This is a genomic window from Sphingomonas ginsengisoli An et al. 2013, from assembly GCF_009363895.1.
In the GTDB taxonomy this organism is placed as follows: domain Bacteria; phylum Pseudomonadota; class Alphaproteobacteria; order Sphingomonadales; family Sphingomonadaceae; genus Sphingomicrobium; species Sphingomicrobium ginsengisoli.
The window spans coordinates 1,518,791-1,532,240 of record NZ_CP045434.1; the positions used below are offsets into that span (position 1 = coordinate 1,518,791).

17 protein-coding genes are annotated in these 13,450 nt (G+C 59.3%); 4 read left to right on the forward strand and 13 right to left on the reverse strand.

Features of this window, described 5'->3' with window-relative positions:
* Positions 1–517: 517 nt before the first annotated feature.
* From GCU42_RS07240 to GCU42_RS07255, 4 genes are all read right to left on the reverse strand, one after another.
* Positions 518–2,845 (reverse strand): PAS domain-containing protein, encoded by a 2,328-nt coding sequence (locus GCU42_RS07240; RefSeq protein ID WP_168713104.1) that lies wholly within the window; start codon positions 2,843–2,845, stop codon positions 518–520.
* A 372-nt stretch (positions 2,846–3,217) separates the two neighbouring features.
* Positions 3,218–3,478, reverse strand: coding sequence for a DksA/TraR family C4-type zinc finger protein (locus GCU42_RS07245; protein ID WP_114227771.1), 261 nt, complete (start codon positions 3,476–3,478; stop codon positions 3,218–3,220).
* A gap of 214 nt (positions 3,479–3,692) precedes the next feature.
* Positions 3,693–4,169 carry a nuclear transport factor 2 family protein gene (locus tag GCU42_RS07250; RefSeq protein WP_114226900.1) on the reverse strand — a complete coding sequence of 159 codons (477 nt, stop codon included), beginning with the start codon at positions 4,167–4,169 and terminating at the stop codon, positions 3,693–3,695.
* An 84-nt stretch (positions 4,170–4,253) separates the two neighbouring features.
* Positions 4,254–4,742, reverse strand: coding sequence for a GNAT family N-acetyltransferase (locus GCU42_RS07255; RefSeq protein ID WP_114226901.1), 489 nt, complete (start codon positions 4,740–4,742; stop codon positions 4,254–4,256).
* Between the two features lie 61 nt (positions 4,743–4,803).
* On the opposite strand from GCU42_RS07255, the gene GCU42_RS07260 reads away from it, so the two are divergent.
* Positions 4,804–6,057: a dicarboxylate/amino acid:cation symporter gene (locus tag GCU42_RS07260; protein ID WP_114226902.1), complete on the forward strand. Its 1,254-nt coding sequence runs from the start codon at positions 4,804–4,806 to the stop codon at positions 6,055–6,057.
* 481 nt (positions 6,058–6,538) lie between these two features.
* Here GCU42_RS07260 and GCU42_RS07265 read toward each other — a convergent pair whose 3' ends face one another.
* From GCU42_RS07265 to GCU42_RS07285, 5 genes are all read right to left on the reverse strand, one after another.
* The gene (locus GCU42_RS07265; protein WP_114226903.1) at positions 6,539–7,162 is read right to left on the reverse strand and encodes a tyrosine-type recombinase/integrase; all 624 of its coding nucleotides are present in this window, start codon (positions 7,160–7,162) and stop codon (positions 6,539–6,541) included.
* 80 nt (positions 7,163–7,242) lie between these two features.
* Entirely contained in the window at positions 7,243–7,518 is a 276-nt protein-coding gene (locus GCU42_RS07270; protein ID WP_152569487.1) for a hypothetical protein, read from the reverse strand.
* A gap of 65 nt (positions 7,519–7,583) precedes the next feature.
* Positions 7,584–7,850, reverse strand: a complete 267-nt coding sequence (locus GCU42_RS07275) for a hypothetical protein (protein ID WP_152569488.1) — start codon at positions 7,848–7,850, stop codon at positions 7,584–7,586.
* Positions 7,851–7,972: 122 nt separating this feature from the next.
* On the reverse strand, positions 7,973–8,431 hold the full coding sequence (locus GCU42_RS07280; protein ID WP_152569489.1) for a hypothetical protein: 459 nt from the start codon (positions 8,429–8,431) through the stop codon (positions 7,973–7,975).
* A gap of 52 nt (positions 8,432–8,483) precedes the next feature.
* Positions 8,484–8,804 carry a hypothetical protein gene (locus tag GCU42_RS07285; protein ID WP_114226905.1) on the reverse strand — a complete coding sequence of 107 codons (321 nt, stop codon included), beginning with the start codon at positions 8,802–8,804 and terminating at the stop codon, positions 8,484–8,486.
* Positions 8,805–8,937: 133 nt separating this feature from the next.
* On the opposite strand from GCU42_RS07285, the gene GCU42_RS15525 reads away from it, so the two are divergent.
* Positions 8,938–9,066: a hypothetical protein gene (locus tag GCU42_RS15525; RefSeq protein ID WP_275887905.1), complete on the forward strand. Its 129-nt coding sequence runs from the start codon at positions 8,938–8,940 to the stop codon at positions 9,064–9,066.
* 110 nt (positions 9,067–9,176) lie between these two features.
* Here GCU42_RS15525 and GCU42_RS07290 read toward each other — a convergent pair whose 3' ends face one another.
* The gene (locus tag GCU42_RS07290; RefSeq protein WP_114226906.1) at positions 9,177–9,437 is read right to left on the reverse strand and encodes a hypothetical protein; all 261 of its coding nucleotides are present in this window, start codon (positions 9,435–9,437) and stop codon (positions 9,177–9,179) included.
* 278 nt (positions 9,438–9,715) lie between these two features.
* Between GCU42_RS07290 and GCU42_RS07295 the strand changes: the two genes are divergently transcribed.
* Complete coding sequence (locus GCU42_RS07295) at positions 9,716–10,231, forward strand: Ros/MucR family transcriptional regulator (RefSeq protein ID WP_114226907.1); 516 nt, start codon at positions 9,716–9,718, stop codon at positions 10,229–10,231.
* Entirely contained in the window at positions 10,231–10,575 is a 345-nt protein-coding gene (locus GCU42_RS07300) for a thermonuclease family protein (RefSeq protein ID WP_114226908.1), read from the forward strand. The genes GCU42_RS07295 and GCU42_RS07300 overlap by 1 nt, the downstream gene beginning before the upstream one ends.
* A 693-nt stretch (positions 10,576–11,268) precedes the next feature.
* Here the strand turns inward: GCU42_RS07300 and GCU42_RS07305 are convergent.
* From GCU42_RS07305 to GCU42_RS07315, 3 genes are all read right to left on the reverse strand, one after another.
* A complete protein-coding gene (locus tag GCU42_RS07305; protein ID WP_114226909.1) occupies positions 11,269–11,868 on the reverse strand; it encodes a hypothetical protein in 600 nt (199 codons plus the stop codon).
* 200 nt (positions 11,869–12,068) lie between these two features.
* Positions 12,069–12,608: a hypothetical protein gene (locus GCU42_RS07310; RefSeq protein ID WP_152569490.1), complete on the reverse strand. Its 540-nt coding sequence runs from the start codon at positions 12,606–12,608 to the stop codon at positions 12,069–12,071.
* Positions 12,605–13,387 (reverse strand): TIGR04255 family protein, encoded by a 783-nt coding sequence (locus GCU42_RS07315; RefSeq protein ID WP_114226910.1) that lies wholly within the window; start codon positions 13,385–13,387, stop codon positions 12,605–12,607. The genes GCU42_RS07310 and GCU42_RS07315 overlap by 4 nt, the downstream gene beginning before the upstream one ends.
* Positions 13,388–13,450: the final 63 nt, after the last annotated feature.

Consider the following 13,450-nt stretch of genomic DNA (forward strand, 5'->3'; position numbering starts at 1 on the left):
CGGCGGGAGGCGTGGCGGTGCTGTCAGACTAACGCGCACTTTTCTCTGATAGGGGTACCTGTGGCTTTGACGGGAAGACTTAGCCGACGAACGATTGCCGCTCGCAAAGTCACCCGTAGCTTTGCCGCGATAAGCAAAGACCGGCGGCTCTACCCAATAATTGGGGAACTGAAAACGCAGCGAAGCCCACCCTTCCCTGCGCCAGCCCTCAATGATTCTGCCCCGCTCCGGGATCAGGTGAAGCGTCCGCCAACGCGATAGCCAGAAACTTGTCGCCAGACCGGCCTGGCCGGCCCCAATCACCAGCGCGTGAACAATCTCGGGCTCGCGCTTCATTGGCGCAATTATCGCAGGCCGCCCCGCTCCGTCACGCTTTCTCAAGCGAGCAAAGTAATGTCCGTTTACGACCCATTGCGGACGTTCACTCCGAATAAACAGATGCGCCTTGGAAGCGGACCTGGAACTCCGCGTTGGTGAGCGGCAGGCTGGCCCTGGTGCTATAAAAAAGACCGGGATGTTACGGAGAAATCTTCAGGTCCGATCCCATAGCATCCAGTTCCAGCAGCTTTGCCGCGAGGTCTTGCTGTCGGAATGGTTTGACGAGGCGCGCAAGGTCTGGCGCCACCCCTTCGGCTTCCGCGTAACCGGATACCAACAGAACCTTGAGATCAGGATGTTCGGCCCGCGCTACCTGCGCCAGCTCACTTCCAGTCATCCCCGGCATCAGATGGTCAGTCACAAGTAGGTCAAATCGCTCATCACTGTGCAAGATCGCTAAGGCGTCGGCAGCGGAAGTGGCTTCCACGATCGTGTATCCCAATCGCGCCAACATGTCGCCCGTACTGATCCGCACCAGTTCTTCATCATCTACAAGTAGCGCGCGTCCACCGCTTGCGACGCTCGGACTGGATCCAAGCCGGACCTCGTTGGCCACCGCGACGTTGGTGGTCGGAAGCCAAACTTCCACGTTGGTCCCGAGCCCTGGCCTACTGTTTATGGTGAGAGCTCCACCAAGTTGCGACGCAAGGCCATGAACCATCGACAAGCCAAGACCAGTGCCGCGCCCAACACCCTTGGTGGAGAAGAATGGTTCGATGGCTCGCTCACGCGTGGCCTCATCCATGCCAATGCCCGTATCCGAAACGGACAGTCGAATATAGCGCGCGGGTACAAGAGGCGCAGGAAGCGCGTCATTCGGCTCAAAGGCGTCGACCGACAAGCGCAGCGTGCCGCCTTCCGGCATCGCGTCGCGCGCATTAACGCTGAGATTCAGAACCGCCATTTCAATCTGATTGGCGTCGGCAATCGCCGACGGCAGCCCGTCCGCCACTTCGACGCTGACCTTGATCTGAGGCCCGCTGGTACTGGCGATCAGATAGGCCATGCTTTGCACCAGCTCGCCGATGTCCACTGGCTTTGGCTGGAGAGGTTGCCGGCGCGCGAAGGCGAGCAAACGCTGGACCAACACCCGCGCTCGTTCGGCTGACTGAAGGGCACCGTCGATCAACCGCTGCTCACGCTCGCTTCCGATCTGTTTGCGCTGCAACAGATCGAGTGAACCAATGATGGGGCTGAGGAGATTATTGAAATCGTGCGCCACGCCCCCGGTAAGCGCTCCCATCGCCTCCATCTTCTGGCTTTGCCGGAGCTGCTCGTGCGCCCGCTCCAATTCTGCGGTGCGATCGTCGACGCGCTGCTCCAGTGTCTGGTTGAGCTCCCGCAACTTTTCTTCGGCCTGCTTACGGTCCGTGATGTCGACCTGGATACCGTCCCATACGACTGTCCCGTCGGGCTGGCGGCGTGGCTCGGACCGCAGATGGGCCCAACGGACCTCACCGTTCGCATGCCGGAACCGGACCTCGACGTCGAAAATCGTGCAGTCGCGGATCGCCTGAACTGATGCGATCGCGAAGCGCTCACGATCCTCTTCGACGATCATCTGGTATGGCAGCGTGGGATCGGCCATTACCTGTTCGACAGTTAGCCCGCTCATCCTTTCGTGGCTTTGCGACAGGTAACTGAAGCGGCGATTGGTCCCGTCGGCGTTGCCGGTCATTTGGTAGACCGAGCCCCCCGGCAGATTGTCGGTCAAGGCGCGCAGGCGAGCCTCACTCTCGCGCAATGCTTCAATCGCGGCATGCTGTGTCGTTACGTCATGCCCTTCGACGAAAATGCCGGTAACCTGACCCCGCTCATCCGTCAGCGGTTCATAGATGAAGTCGAGGAATTGCTCTTCCAGCGCGCCACCTTGCATAGTTTCTAGCCGGATCGGCACGCCCGCCGCGACCACCCTCTCGCCGCTGGAGAAAACCTGATCCAGCAGCGCGAAGAATGCCTGATCCTCGAGATCGGGGAACGTGTCGCGCACCGCTCGGCCAACGTAGTCGCGATCGCCGAACAATCGGCGGTAGGTGGAATTGACGAATTCGAACTCGTGATTGGGACCGCGCAGAATGGTAATAAATCCTGGCGCCTGCTCGAACATGCGCGCCAGCCGTTGTCGCTCCTCCTGCTCGCGCTGGCGCAGCAGGACCGCCTCGGTGGTCTCAGTGCAAGTGCAAAACATGCCTGCGACCAAGCCATCGTCGCCAAAGACAGGCGAATAGGAGAAGGTAAACCAGGTCTTCTCGTCATAGCCCTTGCGATTCATCACGAGCGGCAAATCCTCGCGGAAGCTAGCTTCCCCGCTCAGCGCAGCTTCGATCAGAGGCGAGATGTCGGACCAAATCTCCGACCAAATCTCCTTGAAGCCCGCGCCGAGGGCCTCGGGATGCTTGCTGCCCAGAATCTCCGCGTAGTTATCATTGTAAAGGAAGGTGAGGTCGGGACCCCACGCGACAAACATTGGAAATCGCGAGTTTAGCAAAAGGCCCACAATAACCTGCAAGGACATCGGCCAGTTTTCCCGTCGGCCGAGGGCTGACGTCGCCCAATCGTGCGAATGCATCAATTGCTCGACGTTACCGCCGTCAAACTTGTGATTAGAATGCCTCGAGGGCGAGGATACCGTCATTAGCACGATTTACCTTCAACGATCCCGCGCGTTGAGCAGGTCAGGTCGCAGTGAGACCGGCTATGAGCCAGCGCAAGGCAAATCGTCTTTCAATAGGCCGACGTAAACAACACGGTCGATAGGCCACGGGCGCCCATGACAAATACTTTCTTGCTCGCTTCAACGGTCTGACCAATCAAAACAGCGTCGCCGACGCGGAGCTGATCACCGCAGCTGACTGTCCTTACTGCCGCGCCGATTGAACGCGGGCGCCAATGGTCGATCGCGGCTGCTTTGGCACGTCACACAAGTGGTCACCCCAGGCACCGCGCGGCGGCGACCCTCCGGGATGACTTCGCCACATAGCTTACAAAAAGGCTCGCTCTCGCCACTGGGGATGCGCGCCCGGGCAGCCAGCACCGCGTCCGCCACCGTGTCGTCAATTTGATCCTGCACCGCGCCGTCGCGCGTCCAACCGCCGGCCATGTGGCTCTCCATTATGGATCGATTCTCCATTATGGATCGATATGGGGAGCGGAGGTGATCAGTGCCACACTCACGTATGAACAAAACCGTAAACTCCGGATAGCCTTTTCAGGTCGCGCTCAGGGCCGCCTAGGGGTTCTTTACGGGAGCGGGTCTCGCTGCGCGAATGTCTGCTTTCGACCCATTGCAGACATTAGCAGTAATCCGCTCGCCGCTAGTGGGCTGACAGCGGCACAACGCTGTCCTGGGCGTTCACAATCTGCCAGCAATTGTGGCGCTTGAGCCACGTATCTGTCCAGACGAACTTGCCCCGGCGACCGCCCTTTTTGGTCCAGGTCTCGCTTCCTTGCGCAACCGCGGTGTCGCCGAACATGCGGACATGAACATAGTCCGGATTGTTGCTGAGAAATGATCCCGGTCCGGCTGCCGCGAAACCGACTGCGGCCTTCTTGTCGTACACCTTACCGTCAAGCACCCAGATAAAGTCTTCCGCAAGGATGCGCTTCACGACCGAAGCATCGTTCGTTGCGACTGATTTGGCCCAAGCCTCTTCGCTCTGCACGATGTATCGCTCGACATCCTGCTGCCTTGACAGCTTCGGCGCAGGGCAAGGCGCTGCAGCAGCCCCAGTAGCGGACAGCAGAGCCAGTCCGGCGAGCAGGTGCGGTGATTTCAGGCGCACGTATCTCATGGCAAATCTCCCCGACGCGCCTTGTCGCTTATCATGGGGCTCATGCCAATGGCGCACCCGTTTCGGGCATGCAGCGTCATTGGGTTAAGGCGCTACGATTTCTTTCTTCATAAAAATGCTGATGTCCCGAAACACTTGAGGAAGTGCGTAATAGGCCTCGCACGGCACGAAGCCCGCTTCCTCGTACAAACGCAGCGCGCCCTTCATGAAGCGGGTCGTTTCAAGGCACATGCGCAAATATCCCGCCGCGGCGGCTTTTTCGGTGAGCGATGCGATCATCATTGCGCCCAGGCCAGTTTCCCGGAATGTGGGCCGCACATAGAGACGCTTCACCTCGCACATTCCCGGGCTCATCTCGCGGTAGCCGATGCATGCCGCAGGCGTTGAACACGCCGATGCAAGCAGCGTCATCGCAGGTAATTCACTCCCCTCCGGATAATAGAACTGAGCCACCTCATCCGCCAAAATGCCGAGCTTTTGCGTTTCGGCAATGTCCCAGGCGGCGAGCTCGGCGGCCAGCTCCGCTGCGCTCGCAAAATCCTTCTCGCTTTCGCACTGCTTGATGGTGAACATCAGTCGATGTGGCTTTCCCGCTCGGCTCCGCTAGACGTATCCGCTGCCGGGGGGAAAAACCATGCAGCGATTGACACAAGTTCCGCTGGGGATGCGGATCCTGGCGGGCGTCTTGGTGGGCATCGCCGTCGGCCTCTTGTTCCCGAAACCAGGAACGGCGGCGTGGGCCGATACATTGGCAATGTCCGGTCAGGTCGCCGGGCAGTTGTGGCTGGCGTCGTTGCAGATGACCGTTCTGCCCCTCGTCTTCGCCTTGCTGACCACCGGCCTCGCCCGGGCGGGCTCCGGCGCGGGGGGAGGAGGCATCGCCAAGCGCGCGGTACTCGTTTTCGCCGCGCTCTATGCGATGGGTCTCGCGGTCGGCGTCGTCCTCAATCTCTTGCTGCTGAAGCTGTGGCCGGTCTCTGCCACCGCGCTGGCAGCGTTTCAGAATGTCCGGTCGGCGTCGGTAGACGTGAAAGTTCCGTTGGTCGGCGATATCGTCCTCGGCATCGTGCCGCCGAATGTCTTTGCAGCGCTGGCCGCAGGTGCGGTTTTGCCCGTCGTTGTGTTCGCGGTTCTTTTCGGCCTCGCGATGGCGCGGACCGATGAGCCTCGACGTACGGACATCATGAAGCTCATCGATACGATCGCCGACATCATGTTCACCATCGTCGGCTGGGTGCTTCTTCTGGCTCCGCTCGGCGTGCTTGGACTGGCGATGGGTACTGCGCACAAGACCGGCGTCGGAATGCTGTGGGGGCTGGGCGGTTACTTGCGCCACATGGTCACCGTTCTGCTCGTGATGTTGGCGCTTGCCTATCCTGTGGCCGCATTTTGGGGACGAATCGGCCTTCGCCGATTTGCAGCGGGCGTGGCGCCGAGCCAATTGGTTGCCCTGGGAACGCAAAGCAGCGTCGCGTCACTGCCCGTTATGTTGAAGTCCGCTGATGCGTTGGGCGTTTCCGAGGAGACCGCCAACGTTACCTTGCCGCTGGCCGTTTCCATTTTCCGGTTCGTCGGACCGCCCCTGACACTCACTTATGCGGTCTACGCTGCCGCGATGGCGGGCGCGCCACCTTCATTGGGCTTGATGGTTCTGTGCGCAGCGATTGCGATGCTGATGGAGTTCGCTGCCGCGGGGCTTCCAAATCAAGTCAATCTTTTCGCAGTTTCGGCACCCGCGTTTGCGGCAGTGGGCGCGCCCCTGGGGTTTCTGCCGGTGTTCCTTTCGGTCGATGTAATTCCCGATGCGATCGCGACAACCGGAATTGTTAGCATGGATGTTGCGGCGACGACCGCAGTGAACCGAATGCAAACTTCCCAGAGCGCTTAGACGACGCGCCCGCGCAGAACTGCCGGGTAATCACTGACCGTAATGTCTGCTTTCCACCCATTTCAGACGTTCGCCCTATGAGTTGCTCGCTGAGCATAGGTCTGACCTCGTCGACGGCTCATGCGGGCTTCGTGGCGGCTGATGCGGTCAAGGTCGCGCCTAACCTTCAGAGCGCCGTAGATCGCGTTCACAGCCGCATTCACGCCAGACCAGCGGTCGTGCTCCCTTTCGCAGCCTAGGCCTTCCCAGAAGCTCTCAAACGGCCATCGGGGCAGGTCTTGGTTCGGCCGGCTGCAATGCAGGAGCCAAGCCAGGGCGAGCGCCAGACCTCTTGTTCGCTCAACAGGAGAGGCGTGCGAGGCGGCGGCTGCCTCTTCGATCGCATCCAACGCCAAGGCTTCGAGCTGAGCGGGTCCGAGTCGGCGCATGCTGGCTGAAGAACAAACGCGGTACGAACGCGCAAGAGGCTTCATTAGCTGAGCTACAGTTCGAGACTTTCGGAGAGCTCCAGAGCATCGTCTACCTCGACGCCGAGATAGCGCACCGTGCTCTCCAGCTTCGTGTGGCCGAGCAGGAGCTGGCAGGCGCGAAGATTGCCCGTCTTCTTGTAGAGCAAGGAAACCTTCGTACGGCGCATGCTGTGAGTGCCATAAGCGGCCGGATCGAGGCCGATCAGCGCCACCCACTTGTCGACCAGCCGAGCATACTGCCGCGTGCTCAAGTGAGCGCCAGCCTTGCTGCGGCTCGGAAAGAGCCAGTCACCGTGCGCCAGGCGCTTGTAGGTAAGCCAGGCTGCGATCGAGCGGCGGGTCTGCTCCGTCACCTCGAACTGCACGGGTCGGCCAGTCTTGTGCTGGAGGATCATCACGCGGGAGCGCACGCCGGAGGCGGAGACGAGGTCGGAGATCTTCAGCGCCACCAAGTCACAGCCGCGCAGTTTGCTGTCGAGCGCCAGGTCGAACAGCGCCAGGTCTCTCGCCTTCATCGCCACCTGCAAGCGGATGCGGATACCCCAGACATGCACCGGCTTTAGCGCCAGCTTAGCGCCAGTGGTCTTGCGGCTGGCGGCCGGCCGAGCAGGCAGTGGCAGTGACAGGTTGAGCATGTGAGCCTCCAGCGGTTGCCAGAGAGCTACGGTCGAGAGGTCGCGAGTGTCCGAGATGGGTGGAAAGAAGACCTGCGAACTTAGCTTCCGATCTTCGGCGGTCGCGCAGAGATGAAGCCGACCGGTGCGCCTGTGCGCTGCGCCCAGTCCAACATGCAATTTAGGGAAGAGAACGGAAAGCTGTCGAGGTCGCCGTTCGGCGTGATGAGGGCGCGCTTTCGACTTTCACCATCGACAGTCCAGACCAACTCCTTTGGTTTCAGACCGCAGCGAGCAGCTTGCTGCCGAATGGAGCCTTCAAGAGAGGAGGAGGCTCCAACAAGCATCATGAAGGACACACAAAGATCACGATCCATTGTGACCCCGACTGCGAATGTCCGCAATGGGTCGAAGGCAGACATTCAGAACTAAGCGCCGGCCATTACCGCAAATGCATTGAATCTGGCCCCTTAACTTCGCACCAGTCATCAACACCGAGAGTCGCAGACATAATCTCCAGCAGCGTTGGCGCGTTAATTTTGCTCTCGTCAGGCATGACGATGTTCATGCCCGTGACGCCGCTAGCCCAACGCACCCCGTTGCGCACACCCAAGGTGTGAAAGCCGTTTGCTTTGTATGCCGTGATGACTTGCCATTCACCGTCAGCGAGCCGGTAGCAGCCTTCCGCGAAAGCCATGTCGTCTGACATGACCAAGTCCCAACTTATCTCACCCTTCATTCGCTCAAGCGCCGCAGGCGCTGCTTTGGTAGTTCGACGCTGTGTGCCTCACCGGTCTGACGTCCACAATGGGTGGAAAGCGGACGTAAACGTCACCAGTCACAACGTTCGTGTTGATGCCAGTCTACCGCGAAAGCCGGGCGGTAGGAGGTTATGGCATCTCGATCTGAAAATCTCGTTTTGAAACTCGAGAAGTTGTCCACTGCGAAGGTAAGCCAAAGAGCAAACGCAGCTAAGACCACGAAAACTCCGCTTAATAGCAATCGAATTCCAAATGCCGCGCCCCACATCATCCGCAGCAGCGCAAAGATAGGTAAAACGACCAATGCTGTGTCGAGCAGATAGACCGGCACGTGAACTTCGAATTGCACCGAGCTGATTGTAGACGCCTGCTTGTAAGGGAGCGGGAAGCCATATCCCATCGAACCCGGACCATCTGCTTGGTTATCGCAGTATGGGTGCCACCAATCGATGCTCACAAAAGCAACGACGGTGATCGCTGCTGCAAAGCTTACGAGAACCGACCACAGGTTTGAGGAAATTCTGCGCATCTGATGACGAGTAGCGCGTAAGCGACTGTCTGCAATGGGTGGAAGCGGACATTCACCCCGACTTGCGGAAGCTGTGCCTGACCCAGGAGCCCAAGCTTCCGATTGTGAACCAAAGGCCTGTCCAGGCGATCGGAAATTCCGCGTCGGCAAGCATCGACGAGCCGTAACCAACACCGTTGACGTAATCTTCAGCCGAAGAAATATCGCCGCCGAACCTCGTGCCGACGATAACGAGAGGATAGCTTGCCAGCCACGCCGTTAGCGCGATCAGAACGGCTGCAGCGCCCGTGAACGAGCGGGATCGCGGTTGGGTAAAGCCCAGCCATACGGCCAGGAGCGCTGACAATATCCAGTCCAAATCAATGGGCAGCATGAACGGTAATTCCCATGGCGCTCTAACATCCGCAATGGTTCGGACTCAGACACCCGGCCGCAATGTCGCAAATGGGTGGAAAGCAGACATACAGGGGTGCTAGGTCGGAGGACCCAGCGTGAAAGGAAGCATCATGAGAAAGATCGTTTTGGGACTGGTTGGGATCGCCTTCGCCTCATCGGCTGCTTATGCCGCCGATGCGGCCAGAAAGTGTTGCTGTGACGACATGCACAAGGCCGAAGCTCCAGCCCCCAAGAAGTAATGAGGCCCAGTATCCGGGGTGTCAGGCCGTCGCACTCCGGATGTCTGATGGGGGTCGGCGGCGGACATTGCCTAGCTGCTCGCATTAAGGCTGGACCATGTTGGCCAGAGCTAAGAGCCGGAGTTCTTGGCACCACGGAAGAGCAAATTGACACCGACAAAGACGGCTATGATCACGAAGGTCAGCAGGGTATGTGCGTAGCTGTAGACGTAAGTCGCGTAACTCACTTCCGTGTAGTGGCCGTGTGAGCCCAGGAAGTATCTGCCCGCCTCTCGCTTGCCGTTGATAGCGTCGCCACCCAGCGCAAACGTCAGTGTGACGAAAAGAATGAAATTGGCGATGATGATGCTGCGCGCTGTACGAAGTGACATTCGTAGCATCCTGGGCCTGACCTGCGACGTCCGCAATGGGTCGAAAGCAGACATTCGCAGCCGCAAACTTCCAAGGCCGGGCATGGGACTAAGTAGATTGTCCATTTTAGGGCGCGCGGATGGGCAGAAAGGGTAGCAGACCGGCGCCGGAAGTTGATGTGAGTTCCCGGTCCCCTAAATCAACGCCGAAGTATCGATACTTGAACACTGGACTTGGGGAATGTTGACCGAAGGTTCCTACACGTTAAGTTCGAGCCAGCTCGGTAGGAGAATACTCGGTGGCTGATGATGACCTGCGCTCCAACGCGGTTGAACTTGCAACAGAATTGACGATCGCCTGGTTGGGAAATCCCAACACTCGCGCGTCGAGCGAGGAAGTGCCGGCTTTCCTCAGTAAGATGCATGAGGCTGTCCAGTCGCTTGCCGCCGACCGCCGGACTTCTGAGCATGAGGCCGCGGAAGCAGCTGAGCAGTTCGAACCGGCAACGACGGTTCGCAAATCTCTTGCCTCGAAGGACCACATCATCTCGATGATCGACGGCAAGCCGTACAAGACGCTCCGGCGGCATCTTTCAGGGCACGGCCTCACGCCTGAGGACTATCGCGCTCGGTACAATCTCAAAGCTGACTACCCGATGGTAGCGCCCAGTTATTCGGAAGCTCGCCGCTCGATGGCCAAACAGATTGGACTGGGAAGAAAGCCGCGTAGTGCGGAAGGCGCACCTGCCCAGGCCACTGCTACCAAGGCGTCCCGCAGCGCCCGCAAGACGAAGAAGCAGCCACAAGCTGACTGATGCCGATCGATTGCCCATCGGCTTACGTCGTTGATGGCGACACGATCCGGTGTGGCTCGGAGCGTATTCGCCTGATTGGCATCGACGCGCCCGAGCTTCACGGTTGTCCCTCCTGGCGCACTTGCGTGAGCGGTGATGGATCGGTTTCTCGCCGGAGCCTGATCAACGCATTGCGCTTCGGGAAAGTGCGCTACACGGTCATCACCCGCGATCGGTTCGGCCGAGCCGTGTCTCAGGTGTGGGCCGGCTCGGTGAACCTCGGCTGCTACCAGCTCCAGCGCTCGCGGGCGGTCTACAAGCCGCGCTGGGACACAGGAGCGATCCTGGCGGCAAGCTGCCGATAGAGCTCTTCCCAAAGTCGAAAGCTGGCCAACTGCGCGCCTCCCTTGAAAGAGAACAAACTGGCAACCACATGCTTAATGCCGGTTGGGTTGGCTTGATACTCTGGCGACCGGCTTGATGCGTTACCAGAAGGGGTCTGATCTCAGCGCAGCCCGAGTCCGAAAGGCAGAGCGGGGATCAGCGGGGCGGAGGATGGCCTCGTAAGCAACTGCCGATTGCTCAGCCTCCTTCGGCACGAGCAAGCACGCGAAGCGACGGGTGGCTCCAAGGGTCATGCAGTCGAAAGCGGGCCGGACTGCCTCTTCCATTGGTGGGAGGGGTAGTTGTCCTATGCCCGCTTCGCTCCTGGTTCACCAAGGATCATCGGGTGCTTCGCACTTTATCGTCTTCGACCGGATGCAGACTGGCGGCTCGTCGCGCAGCAAAGTCGGATATTGGACCTTCGATCAAGAGGCTCGACCGTCCGAAAAGACCCACAAGCCGACGTTCGGGGCGGCTTTGTCGCATCCTAAACGCAGGCACTCGTTCATAAATGACGGCTCGCGGCCGCGAAGACTTACTTGCTTACACGTAGGACCGCCACGCCGAGCCCGGAAGCATCCTGCCGTTCATGCAATCCGGTGCTGAAGTCGGAGGGGGACTGTCAGCTTCAGTAGCCCGGACCGGTTCGCCTCACGGATACGAACCGAGGACAATCATCGCGCGGTACTCAATCCATCCCAATCAAGTTCGAAAGAGTTGCGGTACTCAGCTGCCGAGATATCGTTGAAGGTCGTGAGTACAATGTCGACATCGGGATACTTCTTCGACGCAGACGCCTTCTCTGCGACACGTGCGATCGCGTCCCGCCACTCCCTGGGCCAGACCGCTGGAAGGGGACTGTCACGTAGCAGGAGGAGAGTCAGGAAGCTGGGCTTAGTCCAGTTGTCGGTGGTGACCCGAACCTCAACAATCGACTGAATGAGTTCGCCTTGTGCGCTCTGCTTCTTGGACTTTTCGGAAATCCAGTCTGCAATTGGTGCAGCGACCTCGTCATTGAAGTCATTTGGGAAAGCAAACCGGCCTCGATGTCGCGCAAGTGCCTTACCAAAGTAAGCTTGAGCACCGTCGTCGGGGCACCCGCACACCCTCTCTTCGGAGACGATAGCGTCTTTCTGCACGGTTGCGCAGGCATCGAGATCAATCGCCAATCCCCGCCCCACTAAACCCGGGATGATGACCAGCCTCGGCCGCTTTCCCCTGGTGATGTGAGTGGCTTCATCCTCGTCGACACGGATGAGCGGGGCAACCTGCACGTATGGGCAATTCGCAGTATCCTTGACGACATCGCAAGACTGAGAAACGATTGCGATCCCGTGCTCGGCTATGAGGCGAGTGATGCTTGATTGCTCCCCCGCGCGCGCGCTTATGACTGGCAGACTAAAAGGCGCCAGGATGAGATCACCCTGGCGCCATTCCGTTAGAGGTGGTTGCGCCCCATCTTCCTGCAAGAACTCTATCCCAAAACTTCGCGTGAGTCCTCGAGGCGCAGACGATGCCGCGGCGGGGTGTTGTCGGAGACTACGAGCGGCCCTTGCTGCGACGCGACAGTAGCCGGCCCCGTCGGACCTAGCAGCAAACTCCGCTTCTTAAACTTGGGAACGTCAGTCATTGCACGGACACGATCGAGCAAGCCGACCAGTTTGGCTTGGCTGCCGGCGCGCAGTTTGGCCCCGCTCGTCCAATCGTGAAGCGTCGTGCGACTTACTTCGAGCAATAGGGCCAACTGCGCCCAAGTTAGCCCAGCCGCCTGCTTCATCTCCTCTAGCGCATCAGCCGGGTTGACGTCTTCCTGACGCGCAACAGCTGTCTGCCCAAGGTGGAGTTGAGCTTCGTATGCGGCACCAACAGGACGAGCTTGGGCGGCGGCGGCTCCGCCAAGTGCGAGCGTGATGCCGCCGACAAGCGCAGCCAGCGGGATACTTTCGTTACCCTGCGCCTTGATTCGAACAAACCTCGCCTGTGGTTGTCGATAGCGCGCTACCTGGGGCGTCATGCGCTTTCTCCGTCTGGCACAGCCCAGTAGTATATCGCATGCGCTCTGCTCGCTTGGCGGCGAAGTTGCGCCTCGATAGCTTGGGGCTCAAATTCAATCATATCGCTATTGATGACGTCAATGTCGAGGTACCAAGTCTTCTGATTGCGCTGCATGAACATCGCCGGATCGTACGACGAGGCCGGCGGCATTACTCCACTGCGCAAGAGCAGCTCACCTTCGTTGGTTTCCATGACCCAAAATAAGTCGGCTAACTTTACGTCAGCGTTGCCTGTCACGCTGGTGAGCTGCTGCGCGCAGACAAGTCGCGGATCATCGTTGCCTTCAGCCGGCGCAGTATTGATGTAACGTATGCCCAGCCGCAGAACATGCGAAGGTCCCGCAGTCGACTTAAGGGCAATCACTAATGCATTTAGGCGCGCAACGAAATCCGTCCAGGAGGAGTAACCTTCTCGGCTTCCTTCGAGGACGAGAGCGTCTTGGGTCAACGCGACAGTCCACTGCGCGGCGATGTCACGGAACAACCATTTGCGCAGTTCCTCAGGCGCGGACGAGACGGAGCCTCCTTCGAACTTCACATTGATGAAAGTGTCGACGGCCGCTTCGAAAAGGGGGTAATCGCGCCGGATTGCTTCCTGAAAAGACGCGGCAAACTCGCTGTCTTTCACCCCGAGCTGCGCGACAGGCGTGAACGCGATTCTAGCGACGACACGCTCGATAAGCGTCCGCCCTTTGTAGGGTGGACGTGCCGGGTCGTCCCTGAGCGGAATGCCAGTCATCAAATGTCCTTGGCGCGGCGGGCGTAAAGTTAGTGTAAACTTCGTGCGCAAAACTTCGCATAC